Annotated in this window: 16 protein-coding genes; 6 read left to right on the top strand and 10 right to left on the bottom strand. The window is 70.2% G+C overall.

Annotated features, from left to right (window positions below; all coding sequences use genetic code 11):
* Entirely contained in the window at positions 1 to 1407 is a 1407-nt protein-coding gene (locus tag ACIRD7_RS35925) for a glutamate decarboxylase (RefSeq protein ID WP_403460041.1), read from the top strand.
* Positions 1408 to 1454: 47 nt separating this feature from the next.
* On the opposite strand, the gene ACIRD7_RS35920 is transcribed toward ACIRD7_RS35925, so the two are convergent.
* The 5 genes from ACIRD7_RS35920 to ACIRD7_RS35900 form a co-directional block, all read right to left on the bottom strand.
* The gene (locus ACIRD7_RS35920; RefSeq protein WP_403460124.1) at positions 1455 to 2177 is read right to left on the bottom strand and encodes an ABC transporter permease; all 723 of its coding nucleotides are present in this window, start codon (positions 2175 to 2177) and stop codon (positions 1455 to 1457) included.
* 35 nt (positions 2178 to 2212) lie between these two features.
* Positions 2213 to 3178, bottom strand: coding sequence for an ATP-binding cassette domain-containing protein (locus ACIRD7_RS35915; protein ID WP_403460040.1), 966 nt, complete (start codon positions 3176 to 3178; stop codon positions 2213 to 2215).
* A 73-nt stretch (positions 3179 to 3251) separates the two neighbouring features.
* The gene (locus ACIRD7_RS35910) at positions 3252 to 3893 is read right to left on the bottom strand and encodes a PadR family transcriptional regulator (protein WP_403460038.1); all 642 of its coding nucleotides are present in this window, start codon (positions 3891 to 3893) and stop codon (positions 3252 to 3254) included.
* A 74-nt stretch (positions 3894 to 3967) separates the two neighbouring features.
* Positions 3968 to 5428, bottom strand: a complete 1461-nt coding sequence (locus tag ACIRD7_RS35905; RefSeq protein WP_403460037.1) for an aldehyde dehydrogenase family protein — start codon at positions 5426 to 5428, stop codon at positions 3968 to 3970.
* 91 nt (positions 5429 to 5519) lie between these two features.
* The gene (locus ACIRD7_RS35900; protein ID WP_403460123.1) at positions 5520 to 6344 is read right to left on the bottom strand and encodes a helix-turn-helix domain-containing protein; all 825 of its coding nucleotides are present in this window, start codon (positions 6342 to 6344) and stop codon (positions 5520 to 5522) included.
* Positions 6345 to 6677: 333 nt separating this feature from the next.
* On the opposite strand from ACIRD7_RS35900, the gene ACIRD7_RS35895 reads away from it, so the two are divergent.
* On the top strand, positions 6678 to 7193 hold the full coding sequence (locus ACIRD7_RS35895) for an ATP-binding protein (RefSeq protein ID WP_403460035.1): 516 nt from the start codon (positions 6678 to 6680) through the stop codon (positions 7191 to 7193).
* A gap of 95 nt (positions 7194 to 7288) precedes the next feature.
* Here the strand turns inward: ACIRD7_RS35895 and ACIRD7_RS35890 are convergent, their stop codons facing one another.
* From ACIRD7_RS35890 to rpmG, 5 genes are all read right to left on the bottom strand, one after another.
* Positions 7289 to 7567, bottom strand: a complete 279-nt coding sequence (locus ACIRD7_RS35890; protein ID WP_403460034.1) for a DUF397 domain-containing protein — start codon at positions 7565 to 7567, stop codon at positions 7289 to 7291.
* Positions 7568 to 7900: 333 nt separating this feature from the next.
* Positions 7901 to 8134, bottom strand: a complete 234-nt coding sequence (gene rpsR / locus ACIRD7_RS35885) for a 30S ribosomal protein S18 (protein ID WP_403460032.1) — start codon at positions 8132 to 8134, stop codon at positions 7901 to 7903.
* A gap of 3 nt (positions 8135 to 8137) precedes the next feature.
* Positions 8138 to 9304 carry a CobW family GTP-binding protein gene (locus ACIRD7_RS35880; RefSeq protein WP_403460031.1) on the bottom strand — a complete coding sequence of 389 codons (1167 nt, stop codon included), beginning with the start codon at positions 9302 to 9304 and terminating at the stop codon, positions 8138 to 8140.
* Complete coding sequence (locus tag ACIRD7_RS35875; RefSeq protein ID WP_403460030.1) at positions 9304 to 9552, bottom strand: type B 50S ribosomal protein L31; 249 nt, start codon at positions 9550 to 9552, stop codon at positions 9304 to 9306. Before ACIRD7_RS35875 ends, ACIRD7_RS35880 begins: the two co-directional genes overlap by 1 nt.
* 8 nt (positions 9553 to 9560) lie before the next feature.
* On the bottom strand, positions 9561 to 9725 hold the full coding sequence (gene rpmG, locus ACIRD7_RS35870; protein WP_015658813.1) for a 50S ribosomal protein L33: 165 nt from the start codon (positions 9723 to 9725) through the stop codon (positions 9561 to 9563).
* 62 nt (positions 9726 to 9787) lie between these two features.
* On the opposite strand from rpmG, the gene rpmB reads away from it, so the two are divergent.
* The 4 genes from rpmB (at position 9788) to ACIRD7_RS35850 (ending at position 11804) form a co-directional block, all read left to right on the top strand.
* Positions 9788 to 10024, top strand: a complete 237-nt coding sequence (gene rpmB / locus ACIRD7_RS35865) for a 50S ribosomal protein L28 (RefSeq protein WP_403460029.1) — start codon at positions 9788 to 9790, stop codon at positions 10022 to 10024.
* Positions 10024 to 10329 carry a 30S ribosomal protein S14 gene (rpsN, locus tag ACIRD7_RS35860; RefSeq protein WP_403460027.1) on the top strand — a complete coding sequence of 102 codons (306 nt, stop codon included), beginning with the start codon at positions 10024 to 10026 and terminating at the stop codon, positions 10327 to 10329. The genes rpmB and rpsN overlap by 1 nt, the downstream gene beginning before the upstream one ends.
* A 409-nt stretch (positions 10330 to 10738) precedes the next feature.
* Positions 10739 to 11230 (top strand): hypothetical protein, encoded by a 492-nt coding sequence (locus ACIRD7_RS35855; protein WP_403460122.1) that lies wholly within the window; start codon positions 10739 to 10741, stop codon positions 11228 to 11230.
* A 52-nt stretch (positions 11231 to 11282) separates the two neighbouring features.
* Positions 11283 to 11804 (top strand): DUF4232 domain-containing protein, encoded by a 522-nt coding sequence (locus ACIRD7_RS35850; RefSeq protein ID WP_403460026.1) that lies wholly within the window; start codon positions 11283 to 11285, stop codon positions 11802 to 11804.
* Positions 11805 to 11820: the final 16 nt, after the last annotated feature.

The following is an 11820-nucleotide window of genomic DNA, read 5'->3' as shown; positions in this document are numbered from 1 at the left end:
ATGTCCTTGCACAAAGGTCCCGGCGACCCCGAAGAGCGTCACCTGTCCGTGAACCCCTTCTACGGCGAGGCCAATCCGGTCGGCGGCATGACCCAGGCCCCGCCCACGCATCGGCTGCCCGAGGCGCCGATGTCGCCGTCGACGGCGTATCAGCTGGTCCACGACGAGCTGATGCTGGACGGCAACTCCCGGCTCAACCTGGCCACCTTCGTCACCACGTGGATGGAGCCGCAGGCCGATGTGCTGATGGTGGAGTGCCGTGACAAGAACATGATCGACAAGGACGAGTACCCGCGCACGGCCGAGTTGGAGCGCCGCTGCGTGGCGATGCTGGCCGATCTGTGGAACGCGCCGGATCCCTCGACGGCCGTGGGCTGCTCCACCACCGGCTCCAGCGAGGCGTGCATGCTCGCGGGGATGGCGCTCAAGCGGCGCTGGGCGCGGCGCAACACCGACCGGTATCCAGGGGCGCGCCCCAACCTCGTGATGGGTGTCAACGTCCAGGTGTGCTGGGACAAGTTCTGCAACTTCTGGGAGGTCGAGCCCCGGCTGGTCCCTATGGAGGGCGAGCGGTTCCATCTCGATCCGCAGGCGGCGGCCGAGATGTGCGACGAGAACACCATCGGGGTCGTCGGGATCCTCGGCTCCACCTTCGACGGCTCCTACGAGCCGATCGCGGACCTGTGCGCCGCCCTGGACGCCCTCCAGGAGCGCACGGGCCACGACATCCCGGTGCACGTCGACGGCGCGTCCGGGGCCATGGTGGCGCCCTTCCTCGACGAGGACCTGGTGTGGGACTTCCGGCTGCCGAGGGTCGCCTCGATCAACACCTCGGGGCACAAGTACGGGCTCGTCTACCCCGGCGTCGGCTGGGCGCTGTGGCGGGACGCCGAGGCGCTGCCGGAGGAGCTGGTCTTCCGCGTCAACTACCTGGGCGGCGACATGCCGACCTTCGCGCTGAACTTCTCCCGGCCGGGCGCACAGGTCGTGGCCCAGTACTACTCGTTCCTGCGGCTGGGCCGGCAGGGCTACCGGGCCGTGCAGCAGACCGCGCGGGACGTGGCCGGCAAGCTCGCCCAGGCGGTGGAGAAGCTCGGCGACTTCCGGCTGCTGACCCGCGGCGACCAGCTGCCGGTGTTCGCCTTCACCACGGCCCCGGACGTCAGGGCGTACGACGTCTTCGACGTCTCCCGGCGGATGCGCGAGAGCGGCTGGCTGGTCCCCGCGTACACCTTCCCGCCCCACCGCGAGGACCTGTCGGTGCTGAGGGTCGTCTGCCGCAACGGCTTCTCCGCCGATCTCGCCGAGCTCTTCGTGGAGGACCTGAGCCGCTCCCTGCCGGAGCTGCGCCGGCAGCCGCACCCCTTCACCCGCGACAAGGGGGCGGCCACCGGCTTTCATCACTAGGGCCCGGCGTTCGGATCAGCTCGGCGTCGCGGGCACCGGGGTGGCCGCTAGCGGCTCAGTCGCGCGAACCGCCGTACCGCCAGCGGGAAGAACACCGCCAGCAGGGCCAGCGGCCAGACGGTCGCCGCCACGACGTGCTCGGTGCCCGTGCCGGCGAACAGGTTCCGTACGGCCGTCGCCGTGTGGGACATCGGGTTCCACTCGACGACCGTGCCCAGCCAGCCGGGCATCGAGCCGGGCAGGGCGAGGGCGTTGGACAGGAAGCCGATCGGCCAGACCAGGATCTGCACGGCCTGCACCATCTCGGGCCGGCCGGCCACCAGGGCCAGCTGGATGCCGACCCACAGCATGGCGAAGCGGAAGAGGAGGAGCAGCCCGAGGGCGCCCAGGAAGCCCCCGGGGGAGCCGTCCGCGCGCCAGCCCAGCGCGAATCCGACGCCCATCAGGACGAGCAGAGCCAGCGCCGACTGGAGCATGTCGGCGGCCGAACGGCCCACCAGGACCGCCCCGTTGGCCATCGGCATGGAGCGGAAGCGGTCGATCACGCCCTTGTTGATGTCCTGGGTGACCGCGATCATCGTGCCCTCCAGCCCGAAGGCCATGGTGAGCGCGAGCATCCCGGGGAGGAGATAGTCGATGTAGGAGCCGTGGACGCCCCGGCCGCCGCCGATGAGGTAGCCGAACATCAGCAGCAGCATCACGGGGAAGACCAGGTTGACCACGACCTGCACGGGCTGGCGCGCCCAGTGGGCGAGTTCGCGGCGGGTCATGGTCCAGGAGTCGGTCAGGGCGTAGGCGTGCGTGCTCACGCGGCCTCCTTCACTCGGTCGTCGCTCCCGGTGAGGTGCAGGAACACCTCGTCCAGCGTCGGCCGCCGCAGCACGACGTCCTCGGCCTCGATCCCGGCCTCCTCCAGGGCCCGTACGACCCCGGAGAGCGCCGCCATCCGGTCGCTGACGGGGGCGCTGAGCAGCCGGCGGTCGGTGTCGACGGAGACGGTGTCCTTCGGCACGGGCAGCAGGGCGACCGCGGCACCCAGCTGACCGGCGTCGCGCAGGACGACATCGACGCGGTCGCCGCCGGTCAGCGCCTTGAGCTGGTCCGCCGTGCCGTCGGCGACGACCCGGCCGGCGTCCACGACCGAGATGCGGTCGGCGAGCTGATCGGCCTCCTCCAGGTACTGGGTCGTGAGCAGCACCGTGGTGCCGCCGCCGACCAGGGAGCGGACGGCGGACCAGACCTCGGCGCGGCCGCGCGGGTCGAGGCCGGTGGTGGGTTCGTCGAGGAAGAGCACCTCCGGGTCGGTGATGAGTGAGGCCGCCAGGTCCAGCCGTCGCCGCATGCCGCCGCTGTACTGCTTCACCGGCTTGCGGCCGGTGTCGGCCAGGCCGAAGCGCTCCAGGAGCTCGTCGGCGCGCACGCGCGCGTGGCGGGCGCCGAGGTGGTAGAGGCGGCCGAACATCTCCAGGTTCTGATGGCCGCCCAACTCCTCGTCCAGGGCCGCGTGCTGGCCGAGCAGCCCGATGCGCAGGCGCACCTCGTACGCCCGGCGCACCACGTCGTGCCCGGCCACCTCCACGCGGCCGCTGTCCGGCCGCAGCAGGGTGGACAGGATCCGGACCAGGGTCGTCTTGCCCGCGCCGTTCGGGCCGAGCACTGCGTGCACGGTGCCGCGCGTGACCGTGAGGTCGAGCCCGTCCAGCGCGTGCCTGCCCGCTTTTCCGCCGTACTTCTTGCGTGCCCCTTCGACGATGATCGCCGTGTCGGCCACTGCTTCTCCCTCGCTAGTCAAACTTGACTACAAGCTCGAAGGTAGGCCACCTCTCAGAGTTAGTCAAACTTGATTAGCGCGCATCTCCGGGGTGGGTCTCCCCCGTCGCGTACGGGTTCTCCTGGTCATCGGCCAGGATGCCGACGAACGGATCGCCCTCTCCGGAGAACGTGTAGGCGCCCGCTTCGAGCCGCTCGATCAGCCCGCTGGTCCACTCGCCCTCGGAGTCCGCGGTGTGCACCCACATGTTCATGATCTCGCCGATGTGGCCGAGCTGCTCGGGCCCTTCCTCGGGCACGTAGTGGGCCACGACGGAGGCACGCCACTCGTCGATCCGGCGGACCCGCTCCTTCAGGAGGGTCACCGCCTCGGCCCGCGGCAGGTCGACCATGAAGCCGAGGGCCGCCGTCTTCACGTCTCCCCGCTGGTCGTAGGTGACCAGCGCGTCGCGCAGCAGCGCGAAGTACTCCTCGGTGCCCGCGTCCGTCAGCTCGTACTCCACCCGGGGCGGGCCCCCCGCCGTGGACGGCGCGATCTCGTGCGCGTGCAACAGGCCCTGCTTCGCCATCTGCTTGAGCGCGTGGTAGATCGAGCCGGGCTTGGCGTTGGACCACTCGTGCGCGCCCCAGTACTCCAGGTCGTTGCGCACCTGGTAGCCGTGGGCCCGGCCGTGCATACGGACGGCGCCGAGCACGAGGAGACGGATCGCTGACATGCGGTCCAGGTTAGAGCCGCGGTGTGCCCGGGGCCGAGGTCAGCCCCGGGCGCGAGGCCCCTCGGACGCTGCGCTCAGAACGGGAACCCGCTTCGCCCGTGCTGCACCGAGATCCACTTCGTCGTCGTGAACGCGTCCAGCATCGTCTCGCCGTTCAGGCGGCCGAGGCCGGAGTGCTTCTCGCCGCCGAAGGGGACGATCGGCTCGTCGTGGACGGTGCCGTCGTTCACGTGGAACATGCCCGTGTCGATCCGCTTGGCGAAGGCGACACCGCGCTCGATGTCCGCCGTGTGGACGGCGCCGCTCAGGCCGTACGGGGAGTCGTTGACCAGGCGTACGGCCTCCTCCTCGCCGTCGAAGGTGAGGAGGAAGGCGACCGGGCCGAAGACCTCCTGCTTCAGCAGGGCCGAGTCGGCGGGCAGATTCGTCAGGACCGACGGCTCGACGAGGTTGTCCGTCGTCGTGCCGTGCACCAGAGCGGTAGCGCCCTCGGCGATGGCCTGCTCGACGGTGCCCGAAATGGCGTCCGCCTGGGAGGAGTTGATGACCGGACCGATGACGGTCTCCGGGTCGCGCGGGTCGCCGGCCTTGAGGGTCTTCACCTTGGCGACGAACTTCTCGGTGAACTCGTCCGCGACCGAGCGGTCCACGAGGACGCGGTTCGCGGCCATGCAGACCTGGCCCTGGTGGACGTACCGGCTGAAGACCGCCGCGTCGACCGCGTAGTCGATGTCGGCGTCGTCGAGGACGACGATCGCGCTGTTGCCGCCGAGTTCGAGGACCGAGCGCTTGAAGTGCGAGGCGCAGACGGTGGCGACGTGGCGGCCGACCTTGTCGGAGCCGGTGAAGGAGATGACCTTCGGGACCGGGTGCTCGATGAAGGCGTCGCCGATCTCGGCGATGTCGGTGATGACGACGTTGAGCAGGCCGGCGGGCAGGCCCGCGTCCTCGAAGATCTTCGCGACCAGGGAGCCACCGCAGATCGGGGTGTTCTGGTGGGGCTTGAGGACCACGGCGTTGCCGAGCGCGAGGGCCGGGGCGACCGACTTGATCGACAGCAGGAAGGGGAAGTTGAAGGGGCTGATCACACCCACGACACCGACCGGCACGCGGTAGACGCGGTTCTCCTTGCCGTCCACCGGCGACGGGACGATCTTGCCCTCGGGGCGCAGCGCCAGGTGGACCGCCTCGCGCAGGAACTCCTTGGCGAGGTGCAGCTCGAAGGCCGCCTTCAGCCGGGTGCCGCCGAGCTCGGCGATGATCACCTCGGCGATCTCCTGCTCGCGGTCCTCTATCAGGCGCAGCGCCTTCTCGAACACCGAGCGGCGGGCGTACGGATTGGTCGCCGCCCACTGCTTCTGGGCGCGCGCGGCGGCCTGGTAGGCGTCGTCGACCTCGTCGACCGTGGCTATGGTGATCGACGCGAGCTTCTCACCGTCGTACGGGTTGAAGTCGATGATGTCCCAGGAGCCTGTGCCCGGACGCCATTCACCGTCGATGTACTGCTGAGCCAGGTCGGTGAAGTAGGACGACATGTGATCCCTCAATCCCTAGCAGACACCCGATCGGCATGGACGCCATCGCGATCGCCTTCACGGTCTGATCACACGTCATCGTACTTGTGTCTCAGGAGAGTTGAAGGAGTCCCCGCAGAAGATCCCGGCTCTCGTCCGGCCCCGGACTGTCCTGCTGGAGCTCCTTGAGCGCCTTCTCGTACTGGGCGACGTCCTCGTGCTTGTCGAGGTACAGGGCGCTGGTGAGCTGCTCCAGGTAGACGACGTCCGAGAGGTCGGACTCGGGGAAGCTGAGGATGGTGAAGGCGCCGGACTCACCGGAGTGGCCGCCGAAGCCGAACGGCATGACCTGCAGGCGTACGTTGGACCGCTCGGAGATCTCGATGAGGTGCTGGAGCTGGCCGCGCATCACCTCACGGTCGCCGTACGGCCGGCGCAGAGCGGCCTCGTCGAGGACGATGTGGAACTCCGGGGCGTTCTCGGCGACGAGGTACTTCTGCCGCTCCAGGCGCAGCGCCACACGCTTTTCGACGTCGGCCGCGCTCGCGCCCTTCATACCGCGCCGGACGACCGCGCGGGCGTACTCCTCGGTCTGCAACAGGCCGTGCACGAACTGCACTTCGTAGGCGCGGATGAGGCTGGCGGCGCCCTCCAGGCCGACGTAGGTGGGGAACCAGCTCGGCAGGACGTCGGAGTAACTGTGCCACCATCCCGCGACATTGGCCTCACGGGCGAGGGAGAGCAGTGAGGCGCGCTCCTGCTCGTCCGAGATGCCGTACAGCGTCAGCAGGTCTTCGACGTCCCTCGTCTTGAAGCTCACCCGGCCCAGCTCCATCCGGCTGATCTTCGACTCGGAGGCGCGGATCGAGTAACCCGCCGCCTCGCGCGTGATCCCGCGCGCCTCCCGCAGTCGCCTCAGTTGCGAGCCGAGCAGCATGCGCCGCACCACCGATCCGGGCTCTCCCGCGCTCACGTTCGCCAGCCTCCCCAACCGTCTTCAGGGCCCGCAGTCTGCCACTAAATCACTTCGAGCAGTACTCGTCCGATTACAGAGACGGAAAGAAGACAAGGATTCCTCCCAGGAAGGAGTCAGCGGAACACAAGGAGAGGGGCCGAAGTTGGCGGAAAAAATGGCCAACAAGCGGTACGGGAGCGTCCAATTCGGTCACGTGCACGTGCATCTGCCCTTGCATCTGCCTGGCGCATCCGAAACCATGGTCCCGCGCAACCGCTGCATCGCAACGACCGCGAACTCTCGGGAGTGCCTCGCATGGGGACGAATGGATCGACCATGCTCGAGCCGTTACGGCAGGGCCTTCCGCCGCTGGATCCCACCGCCGTCTCCAATGCCGCGTCCTGCGCTCTGCCCGCCCGTTACGAAGCGGTGCGCGAGGCCCGGAAGTTCACCCGGCGCACCATGGACCAGTGGGAGCTGGGCTACCGCTTCGACGACGTGTGTCTCGTGGTGTCCGAGCTGGTGACGAACGCGCTGCGGCACGCGCTGCCCGCCGGCGCGCAGCGGATGCCCGAGCAGACGCCGCCCGTGCGGCTGCATCTCATGCGGTGGACCGAGCGACTGGTGTGCGCGGTGCGCGATCCCAGCCACGACAGCCCGGTCGCGCGCGATACCGACGACTTCTCCGCGGAATCCGGGCGGGGACTGTTCCTTGTCGACTCCTTCAGTGACGGCTGGGGATGGCATCCGCTGGCGGGAACACTCAGCGGCAAGGTGGTCTGGGCGCTGTTCCGGCTGCAGCCGGCGACGGGGAGCTCGGCCGAGGGATGAACCGCGGCGCACGACGGCGCCGCGGTTCTACGCGCGTTACCCAGCGATACGGACCGATTGCCCTGAGTTGCACGGCCGTTCGAGGAGGCGCCTGCTCAGCCCGCGACCAGGTGGTCGAACTCGCCGTCCTTGATGCCCAGGAGCATGGCCTCGATCTCGGCACGGGTATAGACGAGGGCCGGGCCGTCCGGGAAGCGGGAGTTGCGCACGGCCACCTCTCCGCCCGGGAGCCGGGCGAACTCCACGCAGGAGCCCTGGGAGTTGCTGTGCCTGCTCTTCTGCCAGGCCACCCCGTTCAGATCCGTGGCTGCCATGCCGTTGTACACGTCGTGGTCCACAGGTCGCTCCCCGGTGGTGCGGTGGCTCGAGGCCATTGAGGCATGAGGTGGTGCAGTGGTGCGGCAGTCAACTGCTTCCGGATCATAGCTCTGTTCACGTGCAACTGCATGAGCAGATGCACGTGCACGCGGGGTGTTCCTGTGGTTACTCCTGTGACGTACGCGGCCCTGTTTGCGTTCCAGCGCATGCCCCGCGGATCGCGTCACACACCGACCCTCGCATCCTAGGAAGAGACGCATTCCGTGGCCGTCTTGTTCCAAACGCGAAGCGACAGTCCGCTTCCTGGACGCACAAGGTCCCGGCACCCACCGGGTGGGCGCCGGGACCTGCGCATACGCGTTCGCGTCGGCCGCGGTTGTGGCTGGGGTTCAGCGGGTTGTGTACGGAAGGAGTGCCATTTCGCGAGCGTTCTTGATGGCCTTTGACAGCTGGCGTTGCTGCTGGACCGTCACCCGGGTGACCCGACGGCTGCGGATCTTGCCCCGGTCGGAGATGAACTTCCGCAAAAGGTCGGTGTCCTTGTAGTCGATGTAGGTGATCCCGGCCTGGTCGAGGGGGTTGGGGCGGGACTTGGCCGGCTTGCGGGCGGGGATGCGGGGCATCGGTCAGACCTCCAGGAGGGTGTCGAAGGCGGGCGGGAGCCGCTTCCAGGCGTCGCGGCCGGCGGCGTACTCGGCGTCGGTGAGCAGGCAGGACTCCAGGAGCCGGCACAGGCCGTCCCGGTCCAGGCCGGGGGACGTGAAGACCAGGTGCTGGCAGCAGTCGCCGTGCTCGGGGTGCCAGTCCAGCGCGGCGGCCGCCCGGCGCACCGGCGGCACCATGTCCCAGGCCGCGTCGGGCAGGGAGGCCATCCACGGGCCCGCGCTCTCCACGCACAGGGCCCCGCCCGCCGCGTCCCAGTGCAGCAGCACGTCGGGCTTGTCGGCGAGCCAGAAGCGGCCCCGGCTGCGGGCCGCCGCACAGGTGATGTCCTCCAGTGCCTCGTACAGCCGCTCCGGATGGAAGGGGCGGCGGCGGTGCCAGACCAGGGTGGCGACGCCGTGCGCGTCGGCCTCGGCGGGGAGCAGGGCACACGCCGGGTGCTGGGCCGCGGCGGCCGACTCCACGTCGAAGCCCGCGAGGGCCGCCTCGGCGAGCGGGCCGACGAGGCGGCGGCGGGGAGTCGGCACCGTCAGGTCGTCGGCGGGCCCGATCGGGACCTGGCGGGCCGTCGGGTGCAGCTGGGCCAGCAGTTCGCGGTCCTCGTCGTCGGCCTCCGGGGAGTCGGCCACGGCGAGGACGGGGGCGTACTCCAGCTGGCGCGCGAAGGTGTCGGCGACCGTGCGCTGGTCGGTCGCGGCGGCCGCGAGGTCGCGCTCGGCCAGGTCGTCGCCGTCGCCCAGGTACGGCAGGACCAGGGCGGGGTCGACCGCGGTGATCACGCCGGTGACCGTGAGCCCGCCGGCCGCGACCACCTCGGCCATCGCCTTGGGTTCGACGGAGTCCCAGAGCTCGACGACGGCCATCCGGGTGCCGCCCGCGTCCCGGATCCGCAGCAGTTCCGGCACCAGGTCCTCGCGCAGGGCACAGCAGGCGCAGTCGTTGACCAGCGGCGCCTCGCCGGCGCTGACGAGGCCGGCCGCGTCGCGGATCGTGCGGACGACCGTGCCGGCCGCGGCCGTCGCCAGGTCGTGGTGGAGTACGACGCTGCCGGGGACGTCGGCGAGCAGCCGTGCCACGGCCGCCTTGCGGGCGTCGGCGTGCAGCCCGCCGACGATCACGACGGAGAGCATCAGCCCTTCTTTCCGTACCGGCGCTCGAAGCGCTCGACGCGGCCGGCGGTGTCCAGGACACGGGCCGTGCCGGTGTAGAAGGGGTGGCTGACGTTCGAGATCTCGACGTCGACGACCGGGTAGGTGTTGCCGTCCTCCCACTCGATCGTCTTCGTACTGGTCATCGTCGAGCGGGTCAGGAACGCGTGGTTCGCGGCGCGGTCCCGGAAGACGACCGGGCCGTAGGGCGGGTGGATTCCGTTGCGCATGGCGGTGCTCAGCGCTCCTCTCGGAAATCGACGTGCCGGCCGGCGACCGGGTCGTACTTGCGCAGGGTCATCCGGTCGGGGTCGTTGCGGCGGTTCTTGCGGGTCACGTAGGTGAAGCCGGTGCCGGCGGTGGACCGGAGCTTGATGACCGGGCGGAGTTCGTTGCGAGCCATGCTGCTATCTTACTGAAAATGAATTCCATTAACAGCTTCGAGCGAGGAGAGGTGCGTCACCCGTGTCCGCCCACTGCATGCTGACCGGCGCCCGGCCCGGCTTCGGCAACACCGTTTCCCACTCCCATCGGCGTTCCTCCCGCCGCTTCGACCCCAACATCCAGACCAAGCGCTACTGGCTGCCCGGCGAGGGCCGGCACGTGCGGCTGCGGCTGAGCGCCAAGGGGATCAAGACCGTCGACACCATCGGCGTCGAGGCGGCAGTCGCCCGGATCCGCGCGCGGGGGGTGAAGGTCTGATGGCCAAGAAGAGCAAGATCGCCAAGAACGATCGCCGGCAGGAGATCGTGGCCCGGTACGCCGCCCGGCGGGCCGAACTGAAGGAGATCATCCGGCGGCCGTCGTCCAGCGACGCCGAACGGCTCGCCGCCCAGCGTGAGTTGCGCCGCCAGCCCCGGGACGCCAGCGCGACGCGCGTACGCAACCGCGACCAGGTGGACGGGCGGCCGCGCGGCTACCTGCGCGCCTTCGGCCTGTCCCGGGTGAGTCTGCGCGAGCAGGCGCACGCGGGGTATCTGCCGGGGGTGCGCAAGGCGTCCTGGTAGGCCGGGCTGGGCCTGGCCGGGCTGGACCTGGCCGGGCTGGGCCTGGCCGGGCTGGGCCTGGCCGGGCTGGGCCTGGCCGGGCCTGACCTGGGTACCAAGGACCGGGAGGGACCTGGGTACCGAGGGCCGGAGGGACCTGGGTACCGAGGGCCGGAGGGACCTGGGGTACCGAGGGCCGGAGGGACCTGGGGTACCGAGGGCCGGGAGGGACCTGGGCACCGAGGACCGGGACGGACCCGGGGTACCGAGGACCGGGACGGACCTGGGGTACGGACCGGACTCCCTGGTAACTTGCTGCGGTCGTTTCGGCCACGTCGGCCGAATCGGCCGTATGCCGACCGCTACAGCTTGGGAGCTTCCAGTGACCTCGGCGACTTTCTCGCGTACGCGCACGATGTCGGGCCGTCGGATGCGGGCCGCCGCCATGGCGGCGACGCTGGCGGGCGCGCTCGCGCTGACCGCGTGCAGCGGTGACGGCGGCTCCGATTCCGACGCCGCCCCCAGCCCGAGCGGCTCCGCCACCGCGAGTGCCGACACGGGTGGCGGTACGGGCGGTGGCACGGGTGGCGGATCGGAGTCCTCGGCCGGTGAACTGGGCGGCAGCTGGCTCGCCACGACCGACGGCAAGGCCGTGGTGCTCATGATCAACGGCAAGGAGGCCGGGCTCTTCGCGACCGGCGGCACCGTGTGCAGCGGGACCTCGGGCGAGGAGGACGGGATGCGGATGATCCGCCTCAAGTGCACCGACGGCAGCAAGGACCGCGCGGTCGGGATGGTCGACTCGGTCGCCAAGTCCTCGCTGAAGGTGACCTGGGAGGGCGGCCTCGGCTCCGAGACGTACACCAAGTCTGAGGGCGGCAAGCTCCCGACGGGCCTGCCGACGGCCGGTCTGGGATCGTGATGTTTGATTCGCTCACTGCCCGCGATCACTGACGTCCCAGCCAGAGGAACCCATGCGCGCCACCTCCCTCACCGTCGCCGCCCTCGCCGCGGCCCTCCTCCTGACCGCCTGCGACGACGGCGGGGACACCACCGGCCAGGACGCCAAGGCCGGTTCCGGCTGCGTCGACGAGCTGGCCGTGGAGTTCGGGCCGGCCAACGCCGCGCCCGCCGCCGGTGACACCGGCAACGTGCCGGTCACCGTCACCAACCGCGGCGAGGCCAAGTGCGCCCTGGACGGGCTGCCCACGCTCGAGTTCGACGCGGGCGGCAAGACGGTCACGGTCGCGCCCGACCAGGCCGTCACGGCGGGCAAGACGACCCTCGTGAAGGACGCCACCACGTCCTTCACGCTCACCTACGTCCGGGGCGAGGAGGGCGGCGGCAAGAGCCTCGCCGTGAAGACCGCGAAGGTCCGGCTGCCCGGGTCCACCGAGACGCACAACTTCAAGTGGTCGTACGGCGCCGTCGCGCTCAAGAGCGACGGGAAGACTCCGGACGCGTCGGTGAGCGGGTTCCAGCGGTCCGGCGACTGAGGCCGTCGGGCGAGTT

The sequence above is a fragment of the Streptomyces sp. NPDC093568 genome (genome assembly GCF_044764945.1).
In the GTDB taxonomy this organism is placed as follows: Bacteria; Actinomycetota; Actinomycetes; order Streptomycetales; family Streptomycetaceae; genus Streptomyces.
Note: the sequence above shows the minus strand (reverse complement) of the source record. Positions and strands in the feature narration are given on the sequence as shown.

Bases quoted from the DNA above. Each gene is read 5' to 3' on its own strand.
- ACIRD7_RS35925 (WP_403460041.1), top strand. From the start codon at position 1: ATGTCCTTGCACAAAGGTCCCGGCGACCCCGAAGAGCGTCACCTGTCC.
- ACIRD7_RS35920 (WP_403460124.1), bottom strand. From the start codon at position 2,177: ATGACCCGCCGCGAACTCGCCCACTGGGCGCGCCAGCCCGTGCAGGTC.
- ACIRD7_RS35910 (WP_403460038.1), bottom strand. From the start codon at position 3,893: ATGTCAGCGATCCGTCTCCTCGTGCTCGGCGCCGTCCGTATGCACGGC.
- ACIRD7_RS35905 (WP_403460037.1), bottom strand. From the start codon at position 5,428: ATGTCGTCCTACTTCACCGACCTGGCTCAGCAGTACATCGACGGTGAA.
- ACIRD7_RS35900 (WP_403460123.1), bottom strand. From the start codon at position 6,344: ATGCTGCTCGGCTCGCAACTGAGGCGACTGCGGGAGGCGCGCGGGATC.
- ACIRD7_RS35895 (WP_403460035.1), top strand. From the start codon at position 6,678: ATGGGGACGAATGGATCGACCATGCTCGAGCCGTTACGGCAGGGCCTT.
- ACIRD7_RS35890 (WP_403460034.1), bottom strand. From the start codon at position 7,567: ATGGCCTCGAGCCACCGCACCACCGGGGAGCGACCTGTGGACCACGAC.
- rpsR (WP_403460032.1), bottom strand. From the start codon at position 8,134: ATGCCCCGCATCCCCGCCCGCAAGCCGGCCAAGTCCCGCCCCAACCCC.
- ACIRD7_RS35880 (WP_403460031.1), bottom strand. From the start codon at position 9,304: ATGCTCTCCGTCGTGATCGTCGGCGGGCTGCACGCCGACGCCCGCAAG.
- ACIRD7_RS35875 (WP_403460030.1), bottom strand. From the start codon at position 9,552: ATGCGCAACGGAATCCACCCGCCCTACGGCCCGGTCGTCTTCCGGGAC.
- rpmG (WP_015658813.1), bottom strand. From the start codon at position 9,725: ATGGCTCGCAACGAACTCCGCCCGGTCATCAAGCTCCGGTCCACCGCC.
- rpsN (WP_403460027.1), top strand. From the start codon at position 10,024: ATGGCCAAGAAGAGCAAGATCGCCAAGAACGATCGCCGGCAGGAGATC.
- ACIRD7_RS35855 (WP_403460122.1), top strand. From the start codon at position 10,739: ATGCGGGCCGCCGCCATGGCGGCGACGCTGGCGGGCGCGCTCGCGCTG.
- ACIRD7_RS35850 (WP_403460026.1), top strand. From the start codon at position 11,283: ATGCGCGCCACCTCCCTCACCGTCGCCGCCCTCGCCGCGGCCCTCCTC.